This window comes from Mycolicibacterium confluentis (assembly GCF_010729895.1).
GTDB lineage: Bacteria > Actinomycetota > Actinomycetes > Mycobacteriales > Mycobacteriaceae > Mycobacterium > Mycobacterium confluentis.
The window spans coordinates 4,656,913-4,676,574 of record NZ_AP022612.1; the positions used below are offsets into that span (position 1 = coordinate 4,656,913).

15 protein-coding genes are annotated in these 19,662 nt (G+C 69.8%); 11 read left to right on the forward strand and 4 right to left on the reverse strand.

Going from position 1 to position 19,662, the window contains the following annotated elements:
- Positions 1 to 54: 54 nt before the first annotated feature.
- The gene (locus G6N34_RS22060; RefSeq protein WP_085157288.1) at positions 55 to 1,440 is read left to right on the forward strand and encodes a 3-oxoacyl-ACP reductase; all 1,386 of its coding nucleotides are present in this window, start codon (positions 55 to 57) and stop codon (positions 1,438 to 1,440) included.
- Positions 1,440 to 2,291, forward strand: a complete 852-nt coding sequence (locus G6N34_RS22065) for a MaoC/PaaZ C-terminal domain-containing protein (protein WP_085156930.1) — start codon at positions 1,440 to 1,442, stop codon at positions 2,289 to 2,291. The genes G6N34_RS22060 and G6N34_RS22065 overlap by 1 nt, the downstream gene beginning before the upstream one ends.
- A 129-nt stretch (positions 2,292 to 2,420) precedes the next feature.
- On the opposite strand, the gene G6N34_RS22070 is transcribed toward G6N34_RS22065, so the two are convergent.
- Together G6N34_RS22070 and G6N34_RS22075 are read right to left on the reverse strand one after the other, a co-directional pair.
- Positions 2,421 to 3,032 (reverse strand): TetR/AcrR family transcriptional regulator, encoded by a 612-nt coding sequence (locus G6N34_RS22070; protein WP_085156933.1) that lies wholly within the window; start codon positions 3,030 to 3,032, stop codon positions 2,421 to 2,423.
- A gap of 47 nt (positions 3,033 to 3,079) precedes the next feature.
- Positions 3,080 to 4,267 (reverse strand): glycoside hydrolase family 3 N-terminal domain-containing protein, encoded by a 1,188-nt coding sequence (locus G6N34_RS22075; protein WP_085156936.1) that lies wholly within the window; start codon positions 4,265 to 4,267, stop codon positions 3,080 to 3,082.
- Between the two features lie 170 nt (positions 4,268 to 4,437).
- Between G6N34_RS22075 and G6N34_RS22080 the strand changes: the two genes are divergently transcribed.
- From G6N34_RS22080 to G6N34_RS22100, 5 genes are all read left to right on the forward strand, one after another.
- On the forward strand, positions 4,438 to 4,902 hold the full coding sequence (locus tag G6N34_RS22080) for a universal stress protein (RefSeq protein ID WP_085156940.1): 465 nt from the start codon (positions 4,438 to 4,440) through the stop codon (positions 4,900 to 4,902).
- Positions 4,903 to 4,964: 62 nt separating this feature from the next.
- Positions 4,965 to 5,138 (forward strand): DUF2613 domain-containing protein, encoded by a 174-nt coding sequence (locus tag G6N34_RS22085; protein WP_068243847.1) that lies wholly within the window; start codon positions 4,965 to 4,967, stop codon positions 5,136 to 5,138.
- Between the two features lie 40 nt (positions 5,139 to 5,178).
- A complete protein-coding gene (locus G6N34_RS22090) occupies positions 5,179 to 9,420 on the forward strand; it encodes an alpha-(1->3)-arabinofuranosyltransferase (RefSeq protein WP_085156943.1) in 4,242 nt (1,413 codons plus the stop codon).
- A 10-nt stretch (positions 9,421 to 9,430) separates the two neighbouring features.
- Positions 9,431 to 10,408, forward strand: coding sequence for a phosphotriesterase family protein (locus G6N34_RS22095; protein WP_085156946.1), 978 nt, complete (start codon positions 9,431 to 9,433; stop codon positions 10,406 to 10,408).
- On the forward strand, positions 10,408 to 11,865 hold the full coding sequence (locus G6N34_RS22100; RefSeq protein WP_085156949.1) for an AMP-binding protein: 1,458 nt from the start codon (positions 10,408 to 10,410) through the stop codon (positions 11,863 to 11,865). The genes G6N34_RS22095 and G6N34_RS22100 overlap by 1 nt, the downstream gene beginning before the upstream one ends.
- Positions 11,866 to 11,868: 3 nt before the next feature.
- Here the strand turns inward: G6N34_RS22100 and G6N34_RS22105 are convergent, their stop codons facing one another.
- Positions 11,869 to 13,068: an acyltransferase family protein gene (locus G6N34_RS22105; protein ID WP_234813109.1), complete on the reverse strand. Its 1,200-nt coding sequence runs from the start codon at positions 13,066 to 13,068 to the stop codon at positions 11,869 to 11,871.
- A gap of 131 nt (positions 13,069 to 13,199) precedes the next feature.
- On the opposite strand from G6N34_RS22105, the gene G6N34_RS22110 reads away from it, so the two are divergent.
- The gene (locus G6N34_RS22110) at positions 13,200 to 14,426 is read left to right on the forward strand and encodes a cell envelope lipid trafficking protein PgfA (protein ID WP_085156953.1); all 1,227 of its coding nucleotides are present in this window, start codon (positions 13,200 to 13,202) and stop codon (positions 14,424 to 14,426) included.
- Positions 14,423 to 16,150 (forward strand): MmpA family trehalose lipid delivery protein, encoded by a 1,728-nt coding sequence (locus G6N34_RS22115; protein WP_085156956.1) that lies wholly within the window; start codon positions 14,423 to 14,425, stop codon positions 16,148 to 16,150. The genes G6N34_RS22110 and G6N34_RS22115 overlap by 4 nt, the downstream gene beginning before the upstream one ends.
- Here the strand turns inward: G6N34_RS22115 and G6N34_RS22120 are convergent.
- On the reverse strand, positions 16,134 to 17,294 hold the full coding sequence (locus G6N34_RS22120; protein WP_085156959.1) for a glycosyltransferase family 4 protein: 1,161 nt from the start codon (positions 17,292 to 17,294) through the stop codon (positions 16,134 to 16,136). The two genes, G6N34_RS22115 and G6N34_RS22120, sit on opposite strands and share 17 nt — an antisense overlap.
- A gap of 65 nt (positions 17,295 to 17,359) precedes the next feature.
- Between G6N34_RS22120 and G6N34_RS22125 the strand changes: the two genes are divergently transcribed.
- Together G6N34_RS22125 and G6N34_RS22130 are read left to right on the forward strand one after the other, a co-directional pair.
- Positions 17,360 to 18,127 (forward strand): class I SAM-dependent methyltransferase, encoded by a 768-nt coding sequence (locus tag G6N34_RS22125; protein WP_085156962.1) that lies wholly within the window; start codon positions 17,360 to 17,362, stop codon positions 18,125 to 18,127.
- Between the two features lie 54 nt (positions 18,128 to 18,181).
- Entirely contained in the window at positions 18,182 to 19,660 is a 1,479-nt protein-coding gene (locus tag G6N34_RS22130; protein ID WP_085156965.1) for an aldehyde dehydrogenase, read from the forward strand.
- Positions 19,661 to 19,662 lie beyond the last annotated feature (2 nt).

The following is a 19,662-nucleotide window of genomic DNA, read 5'->3' on the forward strand; positions in this document are numbered from 1 at the left end:
CTGCAGTAAGTTCGTAGCCGACAGCACATGCCTGATCGACGAGAGGTGACCTTCGTGGCCCCCAAGCTTCCGAACGACCTGTACTCCCAGGTGGTCCACTCCGCGCCGGGTTCCTTCCTGGCCAAGCAGTTGGGCATCCCGTCGCCCGAAACCCTGCGCCGGTACAAGGCAGGCGAGCCCGCACTGGCGGGGCCGCTGCTGATCGGCGGGGAGGGCCGCATCGCGGAACCGATGCGCGCCGCGCTGGCCGAGGACTACGACCTCGTCGGCGACAACCTCGGCGGCCGCTGGGCCGACCGGTTCGGGGGCCTGCTGTTCGACGCCACCGGCATCACCACACCCGCCGGCCTGAAGGCCCTGCACGACTTCTTCACTCCGCTCCTGCGCAACGTCGGCCCGTCGGGGCGGGTCGTTGTGGTGGGCACCACGCCGGAGGAGGCGGGCAGCGCCGACGAGCGGATCGCGCAGCGCGCCCTCGAAGGTTTCACGCGCTCGCTGGCCAAGGAGATGCAGCGCGGCGCGACCGTGTCACTGGTGTACCTGTCCCCGCAGGCCAAGCCCGCGGCCACGGGTCTCGAGTCGACGCTGCGTTTCCTGTTGTCGGCCAAGTCCGCCTACGTCGATGGTCAGGTGTTCCGCATCGGCCCGGCCGACGCCACCCCGCCCGCCGACTGGGATCGGCCACTGGACGGCAAGGTGGCGATCGTGACCGGCGCGGCGCGCGGCATCGGCGCCACCATCGCCGAGGTGATGGCGCGAGACGGCGCCAAGGTCGTCGCCATCGACATGCCGCCCGCCGAAGGCGCACCCGACGCCCTGACCGAGACCGCTGCGAGGGTCGGCGGCACCGCGCTGGCACTCGACGTCACTGCCGACGACGCGGTCGACCGCATCACCGCACACCTGGCCGAGCACTACTCCGACCACAACGGCGGCAAGGCCGACATCCTGGTCAACAACGCGGGCATCACGCGCGACAAGCTGCTGGCGAACATGGATGACGCTCGATGGAATGCCGTCATCGCCGTGAATCTTCTTGCGCCGCAGCGGCTCACCGAGGGACTGGTGGCCAACGGGACGATCGGCGCGGGCGGCCGGGTGGTCGGACTGTCATCGATGGCGGGCATCGCGGGCAACCGCGGCCAGACCAACTATGCGGCCACCAAGGCCGGCATGATCGGCCTGACCGAGGCACTGGCGCCGGACCTCGCCGAGAAGGACATCACCATCAACGCCGTGGCTCCGGGCTTCATCGAGACCAAGATGACCGAGGCCATCCCGTTCGCGACCCGCGAAGTGGCCCGGCGGATGAACTCGCTGTTCCAGGGCGGCCAACCCGTGGATGTTGCCGAGGCCATCGCCTACTTCGCCAGCCCCGCCAGCAACGCGGTCACCGGGAACACGATCCGGGTCTGCGGCCAAGCCATGCTGGGGGCGTGATGGCAGGCGCACAACAGCCCGGCGGGTTGACCAACATGTTGCGCGCGGCGGCGGGTGCGCTGCCGTTCATCTCCCGTGGCGACACCCTGCCCGACCGCACGCTGACGGTCTCCGAACTGCCGATCGACCGTGCCAACGTCGCGGCGTACGCGGCCGTGACGGGCCTGCGCTATGGCGACACCGTGCCGGTCACCTATCCGTTCGTGCTGGCCTTCCCGACCGTGATGGCGTTGATCACCAACTTCGATTTCCCGTTCGCCGCAATGGGTTCGGTGCACGTCGAGAACCACATCACAGCGCACAGGCCGATCGCCGTCACCGATGTGGTGTCAGTCAAGGTGCACGCGGAGAACATGCGCGAGCACCGGAAGGGTCTGCTGGTCGATGTTCTCACCGAGGTCAGCGTCGGCAACGACGTCGCGTGGGAGCAGGTGACGACCTTTCTGCACCAGCAGCGCACGAGCCTGTCCGACGAACCCAAGCCACCGCCGCAGAAACAGCCCAAACTGCCGCCGCCGGACAGCATCCTGCGGATCACGGGTGGCCAGATCCGTAAGTACGCCTCGGTGGGCGGGGACCACAACCCCATCCACACGAGTTCTGTCGGCGCCAAGCTGTTCGGATTTCCCACCGCGATCGCGCACGGAATGTTCAGCGCCGCGGCTGTTCTGGCCAACATCGAAGGCCAGTTGCCCGACGCACTGCGGTACTCGGTGAAATTCGGCAAGCCGATTCTGCTGCCGGCCAGCGCGGGGTTGTACATCGACCGGGTCGCCGACGGCTGGGACCTGTCGCTGCGCAACCTGCAGAAGGGCTACCCGCACCTGACGGGCGAGGTGCGCGCACTCTAGCGAGCGTTGAGGCCGCACTGGCGGCGGGAATTGGCGCGTTTCGCCGCCCTCAGTGCGGTGTCAGCGGGGAGAGCAGTGCGGTGTCAGCGGGGAGAGCAGTGCGGTGTCAGCGGGGAGAGCAGTGCGGGATCAGTGGGAGGCCGGTGCAGCCTCGGGTTTGCCCTTCAGGCCGCGCCAGAACAGGTTGATCAGCAGTTCGACGGCGTCGTTCACGTCGACATCGCCGGCACTGACGCGCGTCGCCACGGCCTCGCCCGCACCCACGAGCGCGATCGCCATCATGTTGAAGTCGGTGTCCGGCTCGGGGTTCCGCGTGCCGGTGCTCAGCAGTCGCGCCACCAGGTCGATGATGCGCTCGCGGCCTTCTCGCACCGTGTGCGCGAACGCCTGCGAACTGGTGGCCTGGGTGTACAGCACGATCCACGACGCCCGGTTGGCATCGATGTAGGTCAAAAACGACAGGATCGTGTTGCGGAGCATGTCGCGGGGCGGCAGCGTGAAATCCACATCCGCGCGGACGGCCTCGATGAAACGGCTCAGCTCACGGCTCAGGCAGGCGCCAAAGAGCTCCTCCTTGGACCCGTAGTACAGGTAGAGCATGGGCTTGGAGATCTCGGCCTTGGCCGCGATCGCGTCCATCGACGTCTCGTGATAGCCGTTGACCGAGAAGACCTCCACGGCCGCGTCGAGCATCTGCTGTTCGCGCACGGCACGCGGCAACCGCTTGGTACCACCCGCCATGCCGCTCACCCTTCGCTGAACAAGAAGTTTACCCAAGAGTAAGGGTGTCAGCAGGCGCGGGCGCCGCCCTTGGCTGCCGTCACGCGCTGCAGCGCGCCGTCGACCGCGGCCATCGGCAGCTCGCCCGCGGCGACCGCGGCCTCGAGCCGATCCAGCACCGCGGGCACTTCGCCCGTGCTGACCCACAACGCGACGTCGACGCCGGCCTGCAGACTGCGCAGCACGGCCTCGGCCACGCCGTACCGCTGGTTGATCGCGCCCATCGAGGACAGGTCGTCGCTGAACACGAGGCCGCCGAAGCCCGGTCCACCGTAAGCGCCGCTACGCAGCAGGCCGACCGCGGCGGGGCTCAGGCTGGCCGGGTCATTGCCGGTCAGCCCGGGCACCTGCATGTGTCCGATCATCACCGCGACGGGTCCCTGGGTGGTCAGCGTGCGGTACGGCACCAGGTCGGTGGCCTCGAGCTCCGCGAGAGGCGGCGTCACCACCCCATTGACATGCGAGTCACCCGAGGCCTGGCCGTGGCCGGGGAAGTGCTTGAGCACCGGCAGCACCCCGGCGTCGCGCAGGCCGCGGGCGTAGGCACCGGCGTACTCGGTGACCACGGCCGGGTCGGACCCGAACGAACGGTCGCCGATCACGGTGTCGTCGGCGGCCGACGTGATGTCCACGACGGGCGCGAAGTCGACGGTGATGCCCAGGCCACGCATCTTGTGGCCCCGGTCGAGCGCGATCTGGTACACCTCGTCGGGAGTCTTGGTGGCCGCGAGAACCCGCGCCGACGGTTGGCTTCCGATCAGCGACGCCAACCGCGAGACCCGGCCGCCCTCCTCGTCGACGCTGACCGCCAGCGGCAGCGGACCGGCACTGGCCGCGATACCGGCCAGTGAACCGTCGGTGAGCATGGATTTATCGGTCCAGCTGCCGATGAAGATGCCGCCCACGTGGTGATTGGCCACCACGGCGCGGGCATCGGAGGCGCCCGTCACCCCGACCATCACCAACTGAGCCAGCTTGTCCCGCGTGGACAGCGCCGCGACGTCGCCGCATCCGGCGGGTGCCAGCGGGACGGGATTGCTCAACGGCACCGAGGCCGGTGAGGACGCAGGTGCCGTCTCAGGCGCCGGTGACGGCGACGCGGACGGCGATTCGGCGGCCGGCGAGCAGGCCATCAGCAGTGCGGGCAGCGTCGCGACGGACACGACGGCTCGGGTGAACGTGATGGTGAATGCCATACCTCATGCTGTCATGCACACCACATTCAGTCAGCGTCTGGGCGCGGGCCGCGCGTCGACTACTGTGCAGAAACCGCTGGAGCGCCTTTCACGCGCTCCGGATCATTCGCGCGGGCAACGAATTTCGCGTCCTGGCGGCGCAGGCGACCCAAGATAGGGGATGATGGGGCATGTCCGTCGTGTTGATCGCCTACGACGGGACCGACAATGCGCAGCGCGCGGTCACCCACGTGGGCCAGTTTGTGTTGGCGCAGCGTGTCGTGGTGCTCACGGTGTGGACGCCGATCCGCCCGGGATCCGACCCCGTCAGCGTGGACCTCGACGGCCCACCCGATCCCCCAGACCTCGACGATCTCGATGACCTGGACATCGCCTACGCCGACGCCCAGCGCACCAACGACGAGGGCCTGCGGTTGGCCAAGTCGGCCGGACTGTCCGCCGAACCGCTGTGTGTCGCGGTCACCGGGACGGTGTGGCGAACCATCATCGAGGCCGCGGACCGCATCGAGGCCGACCTCATCGTCACTGGAACCCGAGGTACGACAGGACTGCGGTCCCTGCTGCAGTCCTCGGTCTCCGACCATGTGCTGCGACACGGCAAGCGTCCGGTGCTGATTGTGCCGCCCGGCACCTGAGAGGCCACATGCTAGGTTGGCTGGCAGCCCACCGACAGATCGACAGCGCTGAGGAGCCCCACATGACCCGGTTCGTGGTGCCAGCCGCCGCCAGCATCGTGGTCGGTCTGCTGCTCGGCGCCGCGGCTGTCTTCGGCGTCTCCCTGATGGTGCAGCAGGACACCAAGCCGCCGATCACGGCAGGCGATCCGGCGTCGTCGGTCCTGAACCGGGTCGAATACGGCGACCGCAGCTGATCTGAGCGCGCAGTCCGAAGCGACCCGTCCGGGAGGGTCGATGACCTGCCCGCAGGGGTTGTCCCGCCGATGGCTGTGGCTGGTCGGCACCCTCAGCCTGATCCTGACGTTCGCGCAGTCTCCAGGTCAGATCTCTCCCGACACCAAGCTGGACCTCACCGCCAACCCGGTGCGTTTCCTTGCGCGGGCCGCGCACCTGTGGAACAGCGAACTCCCCTTCGGCCAGACCCAGAACCAGGCGTACGGCTATCTGTTTCCCCACGGCGCCTTCTTCGTAGCCGGCGACCTGCTCGGGCTGCCGGGTTGGGTGATCCAACGCCTGTGGTGGGCCCTGCTCCTGGCCGTCGGCTTCTGGGGCCTGCTGCGGGTCGCCGAGGCGCTCGGCATCGGGACGACGCCCTCGCGCGTGATCGCGGCGCTTGCCTACGCGCTGTCGCCCCGCGTGCTCACGACGTTGGGGTCGATCTCCTCGGAGACCCTGCCGATGATGCTGGCCCCGTGGGTGCTGCTGCCGGTGATCCTCGCGATGCGGGGCGGGCACCACCAGTCGCTGCGAGTGCTTGCCGCCCGCGCGGGCGTCGCGGTGGCCCTGATGGGCGCGGTGAACGCCGTGGCCACCCTGACTGCGTGCCTGCCCGCGCTGATCTGGTGGGCATGCCACCGGCCCGACCGCCGGTGGTTGAGGTTCTCCGCGTGGTGGCTGCTGAGCACGGTGCTTGCGGTGGCCTGGTGGGTGGTCGCACTGGTGCTGCTGGGGCGCGTCAGCCCGCCGTTCCTGGACTACATCGAATCCTCCGGTGTCACCACGCGGTGGGCCTCGCTGGTCGAGGTGCTGCGCGGCACCGACAGCTGGACCCCGTTCGTGGCGCCCAACGCGACCGCGGGCAGTTCCCTGGTGACCGACCCCGTCGCGATCCTGGCGACGACGCTGGTGGCCGCGGCAGGCCTGGCCGGCCTGGCACTGCGCACCATGCCCGCGCGCGGCCGCCTGGTGCTGATGCTGCTGACGGGCGTGACGCTGCTGGCGCTGGGCTATGCGGGCGGACTGGGGTCCCCGCTGGCCCATCAGGTGCAGTTGTTCCTGGACTCCGGGGGTGCGCCGCTGCGCAACGTGCACAAGCTCGAACCCCTTGTACGCCTGCCCCTCGTGCTGGGCGTGGCCCATCTCATGAGCCGGATTCCGCTGCCGGGCAGCGCCCCGCGGGCAGTGTGGCGACGGGCGTTCGCGCATCCCGAGGAGGACAAGCGGGTCGCCGTCGGGATCGTGGTGCTGGCGGCCCTGGCCGCGAGCACGTCGCTGGCCTGGACCGGCCGGCTCACGCCCCCAGGCAGTTTTGAGGCCATCCCCGACCACTGGCATCAGGCCGCGGAATGGCTGACCCACAACAACACCGGGACGCCCGCTCCGGGCCGCGTTCTGGTGGTGCCGGGCGCGCCGTTCGCCACTCAGATCTGGGGCAACACCCGCGACGAACCGCTGCAGGTGCTCGGCGAGAGCCCGTGGGGTGTGCGTGACTCCATTCCGTTGAACCCGCCGGAGACCATCCGGGCCCTGGATTCGGTGCAGCGTCTCTTCGCGGCGGGCCGGCCGTCCGCCGGTCTCGCGGATACCCTTGCCCGCCAAGGTATCTCATATCTGGTGCTGCGGAATGACCTGGACCCGGACAACTCCCGGTCGGCGCGGCCGATCCTGGTGCACCAGTCGATCGAAGGCTCCCCCGGCCTGACGAAGGTGGCCCAGTTCGGCGACCCAGTCGGTCCGGGCACCCTCGAAGGCTTCATCACCGACAGCGGTCTGCGGCCGCTCTACCCGGCCGTGGAGATCTTCCGGGTCGACCCGGACCACACGGGTGTCACCAACCCTGGCGCGCCGTACCTCGCCGACACCGCCGCCATGGCACGCATCGACGGCGCCCCGGAAGCGCTGCTGCGCCTCGACGAACGGCGTCGTCTGCTCGGCGAATCACCGCTGGGGCCCGTGCTGTTGACGCAGGATGCCGAGGCTGCCGGCCTGCCGTCCGACGTCGTCACGATCACCGACACCCCGACGGCACGCGAGACCGACTACGGCCGCGTCGACGACCACTCGTCGGCGGTGCGCACCCCCGACGACGAGAGGCACACCCACAACCGGGTGCCCGACTACCCCGCGGCAGGCACCGACCTTGTGTACGGCGGATGGACCGGCGGACGCCTGACCGCGTCGAGTTCGGCGGCCGACGCGACGGCGCTGCCCAATGTGGCGCCCGCCGCGGCCCCCGCGTCCGCCATCGACGGGGACTCCGCGACAAGCTGGGTGTCCAACTCGCTGCAGGCCGCGGTCGGACAGTGGCTCCAGATCGACTTCGACCACCCCGTCACCAATGCGACGCTGACTCTGATACCGAGCAGGTCGACCATCGGCGCACAGATCACCCGGATGGAGATCTCGACGGCCACCGGAACCACAACCCTTCGGGTGGATCAGCCCGGAAAACCCGCCGTGGTGGCACTGCCGTACGGCGAGACGCCGTGGGTGCGGATCACGGCCGCGGCCACCGACGACGGTTCCAGCGGTGTGCAGTTCGGCGTGACCGATCTGGCCATCACGCAGTACGACGCCTCCGGATTCGCCCACCCCGTCGACATCCGGCACACCAGAAACGTGCCCGGCCCACCCGAGGGCGCGACCGTCGGAATGTGGGACCTGGGCGCCGAACTGCTGGGCCGGCCCGGGTGCGTCTCCGCCGTGGACGGCGTGCACTGCGCCTCGCCGCTCTCGCTGGCTCCCGAGGAACTGGTGAACCTCAGCCGGACCCTGACCGTGCCGCAACCCGTCTCCGTGACGCCGACGGTCTGGGTGCGGCCCCGGCAGGGACCCGGGCTGGGTGAACTGGTCCGGCAGCCGGGAACCACTCGCGCCGACGGAGACTCGGACTCGTTCGATGTTCTCGGGACGGCGTTCGCCGCCACCGACGGCGACCCGCGCACGTCGTGGACCGCGCCGCAGGGCGTCGTCCAGCACCGCACCGGGCCGACGCTGACCCTGACACTTCCCGAGGCCACCGAGGTGGCCGCGGTTCGGCTCACGCCCAGCGCCTCGGACCTGCCCACCCACCCGACCCTGGTGGCGGTCGACCTGGGCGACGGCCCCCAGGTGCGCGCGATGGAACGGATGGGGACGCAGACACTTTCCCTGCATCCACACAAGACGAAGACCATCAAGATCAGCGTGCTGGACTGGGACGACGTCATCGACCGCACCGCGCTGGGCTTCGATCAGGTCAAACCGCCCGGCCTCGCCGAGGCACAGGTGCTGCGGCCCGACGGCACGCCGATCGCACCGGCCGACGCGGCGAAGAACCGCGCCCGCAGCATCGAGATCGGCTGCGGCAAGGGCCCGGTGCTCGCGGTCGCCGGCCGGTTCATGCACACCTCGGTCAGCACCACCGTCGGCGAACTTCTCGACGGCACGCCACTGCAGGCGCACCCGTGCGAAACCGAGCCGATCGATCTGCCCAGCGGCCAACAGGAGTTCCTGGTGAGCCCCGGTTCGGCGTTCATCATCGACGGCGTGCAGTTGACCGGACCCGCGGCCAAGGAGATCCGGCCCGCGACGGCGTCCGAGGTGCCGGCCGCGCACTGGGGCCCGGACCATCGCGAGCTGACCGTGTCCGCGGCCGACACCGCCCGCGTGCTCGTGGTGCCCGAGAGCATCAATCCCGGGTGGACGGCCCGCACCTCCGACGGCGCCGTGCTGACCCCGATCAGCGTCAACGGCTGGCAGCAGGGCTGGGTGGTGCCACCCGGAACACAGGGGCCGGTGACGCTCGAGTTCGGTCTGAACTCCCTCTACCGTGCGGGACTCGTCGGCGGGCTGGCACTGCTGCCCGTCCTGGCGGCGCTGGCGCTGCTGCCCTCCCGACGTCGCGAGGACGCTGAGCCGGTCTCGGTCTGGAAACCCAAGGCGTGGTTGGCGGTCGGTGGCGCACTGCTTGCGGGCCTGCTGATCTCCGGCATCGCGGGTGCCCTGGTGGTCGGTTCCGCGGTCGCCCTGCTGCGCCTGCTCGACGGCCGAGAGCGGGCATGGAAGGTTGTGACGCTGGGCGGGGCCGCGACGGGGTTGATCCTGGCCGGAGCCGCGGTGGCGCGCCACCCGTGGCGCTCGGTCGAGGGGTACCTGGGGCATTCGCCGTGGGTGCAGTTGGCGGCCCTGATCAGTGTGGCCGTCGTGGCGGCGTCCGTGATCACCTGGCCTCGCGAGGTCGCCGAACCCGCACTGCGGGAGCCGCGATCCGCTTAGCATCACTCAAGTGACACAGGTCCACACCGTCCGCGGCCCGATCGACACCGGCGACCTCGGGGTCACCCTGATGCACGAGCACGTCTTCATCCTGTCCCCCGAGATGATGCAGAATGACCCGGCCATCTGGGGCGACGAACAGGCACGCCAGCGTGCCGCGGTCGCACGACTCAACGAACTGAAGGCGCGCGGCGTCGACACCATCGTCGACCTCACGGTGATCGGCCTGGGCCGCTATATCCCCCGCATCGCGCGCATCGCCGAGGCCACCGACATCAACATCGTCGTCGCGACCGGCGTCTACACCTACAACGACGTGCCGATGTACTTCCACTTCCAGGGACCCGGCACGGCGCTGCCCGGCCCCGACCCGATGATCGACCTGTTCATCCGCGACATCACCGAGGGCATCGCAGGCACCGGTGTCCGCGCGGCGATGCTCAAGTGCGCGACCGACGAACCGGGTGTCACGCCGGGCGTCGACCGCGTGCTGCGGGCCGTCGCGACCGCCCACCGGCAGACCGGGGTGCCCATCTCGACCCATACGCACGCCTCGACGCGGCGCGGCCTCGATCAGCAGCGCATCTTCGCCGAGGAGGGCGTCGACCTGACTCGCGTCGTGATCGGGCACTCGGGCGACTCGACCGACCTCGACTACCTCGAGGAACTCATCGCAGGAGGGTCGTATATCGGCATGGACAGGTTCGGCGCGGACGTGTACCTGCCGACTCCCGAACGGGTCGACACCGTGGCCAAGATGTGTGAGCGCGGACATGCCGAGAAGATGGTGCTCTCGCATGACGCGTCGTGCTTCATCGACTGGCTGCCCGAGGAGGCCGTGCCGGTGGTCCTGCCCAACTGGCATTACCTGCACATCCACAACGATGTGCTGCCTGCGCTTCGGCAGCGCGGCGTCACCGAGGAGCAGATCACCACGATGCTGGTGGACAACCCGAAGCGGATCTTCAGCGCGCAGGGCGCCTACTGATGACCGATCCGATCCCGACGCAGTTGACCGCGCTGGCCGCCGCCGCCCCTGATGCGCCTGCCATCACCTGCGAGGGCCGCACCGTGACGCGGGCCGAGTTGGACAGCGCGACCAATAGGCTGGCCCGAGCCTTCGCTGATCTCGGTGTCGGACAAGACGATTACGTGACGATCTCGGTGCCCAACTCGATCGAGTGGATCGAGGCGGCGATCGCGTGCTGGAAGCTGGGCGCGGTGCCCCAACCGCTGGCGCCTGCCATGCCCGACGACGAGTTGGCCGCGATCCTGGACCTGCGCGAACGTGCACTTCTCGTCGGGCGCAGCGATCCCCGCGGCCGGACCCCGCACGTCCCGCCCGCGTTCACCCCCGACCCGCGGCATTCGGATGCCGCACTGCCCGAAGCGATTTCGCCGGTCTGGAAGGCGATGGCCTCGGGCGGCAGCACCGGCAGGCCCAAGCTCATCGAGACCGGCGGAGACAGCCGCGTGTCCGCCCTGCTCGGATTCCCGCTCGGCGCGCAGGAGAACGACGTGCAGCTGATCTCGGTGCCGATGAGCCACAACACGGGGTTCACGGTGGCCGTCGCGGGCCTGCTGCTCGGGCACCACCTGATCCTGATGCCCCGGTTCGACGCGCACGAGTTCCTCCGGCTTGTGACCGAGCACCGGGTGAACTTCCTGGCGACCGTGCCGACGATCATGCAGCGACTGCTTCCGGTGTACCGCGCCGACCCGCAGGCCTACGACCTGAGCTCGATCCGCCGACTGTGGCATCTGGCCGCGCCGTGCCCGCCGGCGGTCAAGGAGGCGTGGATCGAGCTCGTCGGGCCGGAGGCGGTGTGGGAACTGTACGGCGGCACCGAACTTCAGGCGCTGACCTTCATCTCCGGGGATCAGTGGCTCGCGCACCGCGGATCGGTCGGGATCGTGGTCGCCGGGGAGATGAAAGTGCTCGACGACGACGGCCGCGAGTGCGCACCCGGCGAGGTGGGTGAGATCTACATGCGGGCCGCACCGGGAAGCCCGCCCACGTACCGCTACATCGGGGCGACGGCGAAGTCCCGGGACGGTTGGGAATCGATCGGCGACCTCGGATGGTTCGACGAGGACGGCTTCCTGTACCTGTCCGACCGCCGGGTCGACATGTTCACCGTCGGCGGCAAGAACACCTATCCGGCCGAGATCGAGAACGCCCTCAACGAGCACCCCCATGTGCTGTCGGCCCTGGTGGTCGGGATACCGCACGAGGACCTGGGCCAGGTGCCGCACGCCCTGGTGCAGCCTGCTCCGGGGTCGGGTCTGGACTCCGATGCGGTCGTGGCCCACCTGCGGCAGTGCCTGGAGGCGCACAAGGTGCCGCGCAGCGTCGAGTTCGTCGACCGACCCCTGCGTGACGATGCGGGCAAGGCCCGCCGGTCGGCCGTACGCGACCAGGTCATCGCGGCGCGCGGCCGCTGACCCTCACCGCGCGATCGCGGGCTCCGGGGTGTCGTCGGCCGAACTGTCCAGCGGTGCAACGCGATCGGCGCGGCGCCTCTCCCAGTTCCGCAGCGCCTGCCGGCACGGGTTCTCGATCAACGCGTAGCTGACGGCGGCCATCGCGAACCCGAACACCAGCGTGAGCGCGAGGATCACCGGCATGGCGCCGTTGAAGACGAACTTGCCGACCACGGGGAAGGCCATGGCCAGCGCGGCCAGATGCCACACGAACAGGCCGTAGGACCACCGACCGAGCGTGACCATGATGGGGCTGCCGAGGATGCGGTGGTCGGTGTCTGGCCGGTCGAGCACCAGCGGCGCCAAGAGTCCCCAGGCGATGATGGCGCCCATCGCGGTGCGCACGACGAACTGCCCGAGCGTGGCCGGGGTCAGCCCCTCCGGTCCGGCCAGTGGCGAGGCCGAGATGACATAGGCCACGGCGACGATCAGCGCCATCACCCAGCGTCGGCGCGCCAGTCGGTGCATCCACCCGACCGGGCTGACGGTCCACTCCGCGAGCAGCATCCCGGCGCCGAACCAGGACGCGTAGGCCGGCGGCCAGTTCAGGAAGTTGATGCCCTCGGCGGTCTCGATCGGCAGCAGACCCCACGCCAGGCTGATGACCGCGACCGCGGCGATCACCGGAATCCGGGCCCGCACGGGCAGGCGGCGGGCCAGCAGCGCCAGGAACGGGAGCACCAGATAGAAGGTCACCTCGACCGACAGGCTCCACATCTGTGTCAGGCCGGGGGTCAGGGTCAGGGGCACATAGATCTGCGTCAGCGTTAAATTCGCCAGCCACACTGTGGAATTGGCGCCCGTGGCGTCGGGAAGCAGCAGCAGGATGACGATGACCGCGACGAGGTACCCCGGCATGATGCGCACGATGCGTGAGCGCAGGTAGTGCCCGGTCGGCGGACGGCGCCGCAGACCGCGCGCCGCGGCCGCGTGCCCCCGCCACAGCAGGAATCCCGACAGCGCGAAGAACACCGCAACGGCCAGGTCGAACCGGGACAGCAGCCGGCCCGTCACGCCGCTGGACTGGGCGGTCTGGAAGGCGACGTGGGTGATCACCACGCCGATCGCCGCACACGCCCGCAGGCCCTCCACGGGCGGCAGGAAGCTGCGGGTTCCGCCCACGCCTTCGGGGACGGGCGCCACTCCGTCGACACTGCTGCTCACCGCACCCAGTGTGCCCGCACCCAGTCGATGGGCCACGAAGACCCGACGATAAGCCGGGGCCTTAGGGTCTGCTGTTAGGGTTCGAACGGGTTTGCCTCGACTGCCCGGACCGGAAGGAAGGTACGCGCGCCTTGAACCGTGCAGTGACGTTGCGTGTGGCCGCGTGCGGCCTGCTGGGGCTCGGAGCGGCCCTCCTCATCGCCGCCCTGCTGTTGTCGACCTACACGACGAGCCGAATCCAGAAGATTCCGCTCGACTTGGACGCGACGCTGGTGAGCAACGGCACCGGAAGCGCCCTGGATCCCGACTCGCTGAGCCAGCAGAACTTCGTCATCGACAAGAACGTGCCGCTGGTGTCCCAGCAGCAGATAAGCGTCGAGTCCCCGGCCAACGCCGATGTCGTGACTCTGCAGGTCGGCACGTCGGTGCGGCGCACGGACAAGCAGAAGGACAACGGCCTGCTGCTGGCCATGGTCGACACCGTGACGCTGGACCGGTCCACCGCTGAGGCCGTCTCCGACGAGACTCACCCCGGCGGTTCGGTGCAGAAGCCGCGCTCGATCGACGACGCCAAGGCCCCCACCAACATCGCACTGCCCCACGAGGGCCTGTCGTACCGCTTCCCGTTCGACACCGAGAAGAAGACCTACCCGTTCTTCGATCCGATCGCCCAGAAGGCCTTCGACGCCAACTACGAGGGTGAAGAGGACGTCAACGGGCTCACCACCTACCGGTTCACCCAGAACGTCGGCTACGACGCCGACGGCAAGCTGGTCAAGCCGATCAGGTACGCGTCGCTCTATGACGACGAGGTCGACAGCGAGGTCACCGCGATGGCCTCGCAGTGGGGTGTTCCGGGCGAACCCGAGGAGCGCATCACGATGCAGCGCTTCTACGCCGCGCAGCGCACGTTCTGGGTCGATCCTGTGTCGGGCACCATCGTCAAGGCCGAGGAGCACGCGAACCATTACTACGCGCGCGACGAACTGCGGCCCGAGGTCGCGCTGGTCGACTACAAGGTGACCTCCACCCAGGAGACCGTCGAGGACCAGGTGGCGGCCGCCCGCGACGAGCGGGACAAGATCGCACTGTGGTCGCGCATCCTGCCGATCACCTTCACCGCGGCGGGCCTCATCGCCCTGGTCGCCGGAGCACTGCTCGGCTCGTTCGGGATGCGCGCTGAGGCCGAACTGATCGATCCGGGCCTGGACCGCGATGAGGGCGGATTCTTCGGCGGCTTCGCGAGCCGACGCGGCGAGGACACCGGTCCGATGCCCGCGGCGGAGGCCGAAACCGAGAAACTCCCGGCGCAGCGGCCGGATCTGCATCGCGAGCAGGGCCCGCCCAACCAACCGTGACCCGGCGCAGCGCGGCGGTGCCCGCGTACGCGCTGGTACTCGCACTCGTCGTCACCGCCCCACTGCTGGGGCCCGGGTATCTGCTGCTGCGGGACGCGGTGTCCACACCGCGCTCGCACCTGACCGACACCGCCCTCGGCCTGTCCCAGGCCGCCCCGCGTGCACTGCCGCAGGATTTCCTGATGGCGCTGGTCTCGCAGGTCGTCGACGGCGGAATTCTGCTGAAGGCGCTGTTGATCGCGGGCCTGTGGGCGGCCGGCTGGGGTGCCGCCCGACTCGCCGACACCGTGCTGCCCGACGTGGGCCTGCCGGGCCAGTTCGTCGCGGCCACGGTGGCGATCTGGAATCCGTATGTCGCCGAACGTCTTCTGCAGGGGCACTGGAGCCTGCTGGTCGGCTACGGCTGCCTGCCGTGGGTGGCCGTCGCGATGCTGCGCCTGCGCGCAGGTCAGACCGGTTGGTCCGGACGCGCCGGGTGGGCCGCGTTGGCGTTCTGGATCGCGCTGGCCGGCCTGACCCCGACAGGCCTGCTGCTGGCCCTCGTCGTTGCGCTGGTCTGCGTCAGCGCACCGGGAACCGGTGCGAGCCGGATTCGGTGCGCGGCAGGCGCGGTGTCCCTCGCGGTGCTGTGTGCGCTGCCCTGGCTGGTTGCGGCCGCGGTCTCCGACTCACTGTCCGGGTACGACGCCTCCGGTGCGGGCACGGCCGCCTTCGCGGCCCGCGCCGAACCCGGGTTGGGCACCCTCGGCAGCCTTGCCGGGCTCGCAGGAATCTGGAACGCGCAGGCCGTGCCCGGATCCCGCACGACACTGTTCGCGCTGGCCGCGACCGCGGTGCTGGTGGTCATCGTCGCGGTCGGGGTCCCGGCCGTGCTGCGGCGACGGTCGGCCGTCGGCCTTCTGGTGCTCGCCGCGGCCGCGGTGCTGCTGCCGGCGGTGCTGGCGACCGGCGTCGGGGTGGCGGCCGTGGAGGCCGCGTCCTCGGTGCTTCCGGGTCTGGGCGTGCTGCGGGACGGGCAGAAGTGGGTGGCGCTGGCCATGCCGGGCTACGCGGTGGCCGCCGCGGGCGCGGTCGTCACGCTGTCGCGCTGGAGGATCGGCGCGCGCCAGGTGGTGACGGCCACAGCCCTGTGCGCCGCTCTGATCGCGGTGCTGCCCGATCTCGCGTGGGGCGTGTGGGGTTCGGTGCGGCCCGTGCAGTACCCGCCGGGATGGGCCGCCGTCGCCGAGAGGATCGACGCGGACCCGCACGTCGTCGCGGTGCTGCCCGCCGACGCCATGCGGCGGTTCGACTGGGCCGGACCGGCCCCCGTGCTCGATCCGCTGCCGCGGTGGCTCGACGCCGACGTGCTGGCCACCGGAGACCTGGCGATTTCGGGTCAGACGGTGCGCGGCGAAGGTGGCGACGCCCGCGCGGTGCAGGACCTGCTGCTGGCCGGCGGCGACCCCGCCCGCCTGGCGGACCTCGGCGTGGGCTGGGTGGTCGTGGAGGCCGACTCTGAGGGCGAAATGGGTTCAGCGGCAACCACTCTGGATCGGCTGCCGCTGGAGTACGCCGATGAGCACATGCGGCTGTACCGGATCGAGGGCACGCCTGCGCCCCAGACGAATCCCCGGCGCGGCCTCTTGATCGCGGCGCACGCCGTGTGGTTGGCGGTGCTGCTCGCGGGCTTTGTCGGTCAGATCTCGGTCGGTCAGACCAGGTCGGTCAGACCAGGCCGCTGACTCGACGCCCGGACTGAACGGTCTGGAGCACGTGGCCCATGGCCTGCGCGCTCTGCGGCCAGGAGAACTCGAGGCAGCGGGCCTGGGCCTTGCTGCCCAACTCGTCACGCAGCACGGGGTCGGACAGCACGTCCTCGAGTCGGTGCACCAGTTCGGACCGGTCGTCGACCAGGATTCCGGTGACACCGTCGACGATCGAATCGGTCAGGCCGCCCGAGGACCGGTAGCCGATGGTCGGCACGCCGTGCTGGGCGGCTTCGACGACGGCCAGCCCCCACCCCTCTTTTCGTGAGGGCAGCACATGCACCCACGAGCGTTGCACGACATGGTGTTTGGTCACGTCGTCGACGTGGCCGTGGAACGTGACGGCATCCGAGATACCCAGCGCCGCGGCGTGATCGACCAGGTTCTGCTGCCACCAGCCACCGCCCACGACGTCGAGGTGCAGACCCGGGATCCGCTCACGCAGCACCGCGACGGCGTCCAGGGCATCCTCGATCTGCTTGTGCGGCACCAGTCGGGACAGCACCGACACCCGGGGGGCAGCCGACCGCGGCGCGGTCAGCGTGGCCGCGGGGGCCGGGTCGAGGCCGTTGCGCACCACCGCGATGTGCCGGGGGTCGACGCCGAGTTCGGACAGATCGCGCATCGACGGCAGCGAGACCGTGACGTACTGGTTGTGCCGGTGCAGGCGGGGTGAGAGCCAGGACTCGACGAACCACCCGAACCTGCCGGTGCGCCGCCCGGCCACGGGCCACTGTTCGCGGTGGCAGTGGTGCACCAGCACCACAGCGCGACGCCCGTAGGCCAGCCGCGCCAGGAAGGGAATGCCGTTCTGGGTGTCGATCACGACGTCCGGGCGGGCATGCCGCAGCGGTCCCAGCCCGAACCGGGCCAACACCATGGCCAGGCCGGCCCAGACGTACACCGAGTAGGCTCCACCGCCTCGTGAGATCCGGACACCGTCGATGACACCGCGTCGCGGCGCCCCGGGATACCGCGCGGTGCGCAGCGTGACGCGCACTCCGGACGACGCCAGGTGCGCACCGATGCGCTGCACGTAGGCTTCGCTGCCGCCGCCCTGTGGGTGCCCGGTGTCACGCCAGCACAGCATGAGGACGGAACGTACGGGAGGGGCGGACATCGCACCCCAGAGTAGCTGGACCAGGACCCAGACCCCCAGCCGTGAGCGCTGCGTAGGGTGACCCGGTGGGCATCACCGACATCTTCTCGAGGCGCGCGACGCTGGCCAGGTCGGTGCGGCTTCTGAGCGAGTTCCGCTACGAGCAGAGCGACCCCGCCCGCTTCTACACCGCACTGGCCGAGGACACCGCGGCCATGGTCGGCGATCTGTGGGCCGGCGTTGACGGCGGTCGCGCTCCCGTGGGGCGCACGGTGCTCGACGTCGGCGGCGGCCCGGGATACTTCGCTGACGCGTTCACCGCGCGGGGTCTGCACTACATCGGCGTCGAACCCGATCCCAGCGAGATGCACGCGGCCCCAAGCCTGGACCGCAGCGCGGGCAGTTTCGTGCGCGCCTCCGGGATGGCGCTGCCGTTCGCGGATGACAGCGTCGACATCTGCCTGTCCTCCAACGTCGCCGAGCACGTGCGCGACCCGTGGCGGATGGGTGCCGAGATGCTGCGGGTGACGCGCCCCGGCGGCCTCGTGGTGCTCTCGTACACGGTCTGGCTGGGTCCGTTCGGCGGTCACGAGATGGGCCTGACGCACTACCTGGGCGGCGCGCGCGCCGCCGCACGCTACACCCGTAGACACGGCCGCCCGCCGAAGAACAACTACGGATCGTCACTGTTCGCGGTGTCGGCCGCCGACGGCCTGGAGTGGGCGGCCAGCACAGGTGCGGCCCTGGCCGCATTCCCTCGCTACCACCCGCAATGGGCCTGGTGGATGACCGAGGTGCCCGTGCTGCGGGAGTTCCTGGTGAGCAATCTGGTGCTCGTCCTTCGCGCCCCGTAGACGGTGGACTGAAACAGGTTCTCGTTTCTTGACGGGGTGGGTAATGTTTTCGCTATGACACAGACGACGTCGGCCATCAAGACCGAGTACGACAAGCTCTTCATCGGTGGGCAGTGGGTTTCGCCGAGCACCTCCGAGATCATCGAGGTCTTCTCGCCTGCCACCGGGGAGAAGGTCGGCGAGGTGCCACTGGCCGCCAAGGCCGACGTCGACGCCGCCTTCGCCGCGGCCCGCAAGGCGTTCGACGAGGGTCCGTGGCCCCGCAAGACCCCGCACGAGCGGCAGGCCGTGCTGGCCAAGGCCGTCGAACTGATCGAGGCGCGCGCCGACGAGTTCAAGGCGCTGCTCAAGCTCGAGACCGGTCAGCCACAGACCATCGTCGACATGATGCAGTACGGCGCGGCCATGTCGACCCTGCACTTCTACGCCTCGGCGGCCGACAAGTTCGCGTGGAAGGACATCCGCGACGGCGCCTACGGCCAGACCCTGGTCCTCAAGGAGCCGATCGGCGTGGTCGGCGCCGTCGTCGCCTGGAACGTCCCGTTCTTCCTGGCCGCCAACAAGCTGGGCCCGGCGCTGCTGGCCGGATGCACCATCGTGCTCAAGCCCGCGGCCGAGACCCCGCTGACCACCAACCTGATGGCCGAGGTCTTCGCCGAGGCCGGCCTGCCCGAGGGCGTGCTCTCGGTGGTGCCCGGCGGCCCCGAGACCGGACGCGCGCTCACCGACAACCCCGAGATCGACAAGTTCACCTTCACCGGGTCCAGCGCGGTCGGCAAGGAGATCGGCAAGATCGCGGCCGAGCGCCTCAAGCCGTGCACGCTGGAGCTGGGCGGCAAGTCCGCGGCCATCATCCTCGAGGACGCGGACCTGGACTCCACGCTGCCGATGCTGATCTTCTCGGGCCTGATGAACACCGGTCAGGCCTGCGTCGGGCAGACCCGCATCCTGGCACCGCGGTCGCGCTACGACGAGGTCGTCGAGAAGGTGGGCAACGCCGTCGGCGCCATGCCGGTCGGCCTGCCCGACGATCCGGCCGCCGCTGTCGGCCCGCTGATCTCGGAGAAGCAGCGTGAGCGCGTCGAGGGCTACATCAAGAAGGGTGTCGAGGAGGGCGCTCGCCTGGTCACAGGCGGCGGCCGGCCCGAGGGCCTGGACAGCGGCTGGTTCGTGCAGCCCACGGTGTTCGCCGACGTCGAGAACTCCATGACCATCGCGCAGGAGGAGATCTTCGGTCCCGTCCTCGTGGTGATCCCCTACGAGGACGAGGCCGACGCCGTGCGCATCGCCAACGACTCGGTCTACGGCCTGGCGGGTTCGGTGTACACCACCGACAACAAGAAGGCTCTCGAGATCGCGTCGCAGATCCGCACTGGCACCTACGGCGTCAACATGTACGCCTTCGATCCGGGCGCACCGTTCGGCGGGTACAAGAACTCCGGCGTCGGCCGCGAGTGCGGACCCGAGGGCATCGCGGGCTACTGCGAGTCCAAGAGCGTGCTGCTGCCGTTCGGTTACACCCCGGAGGACTGACC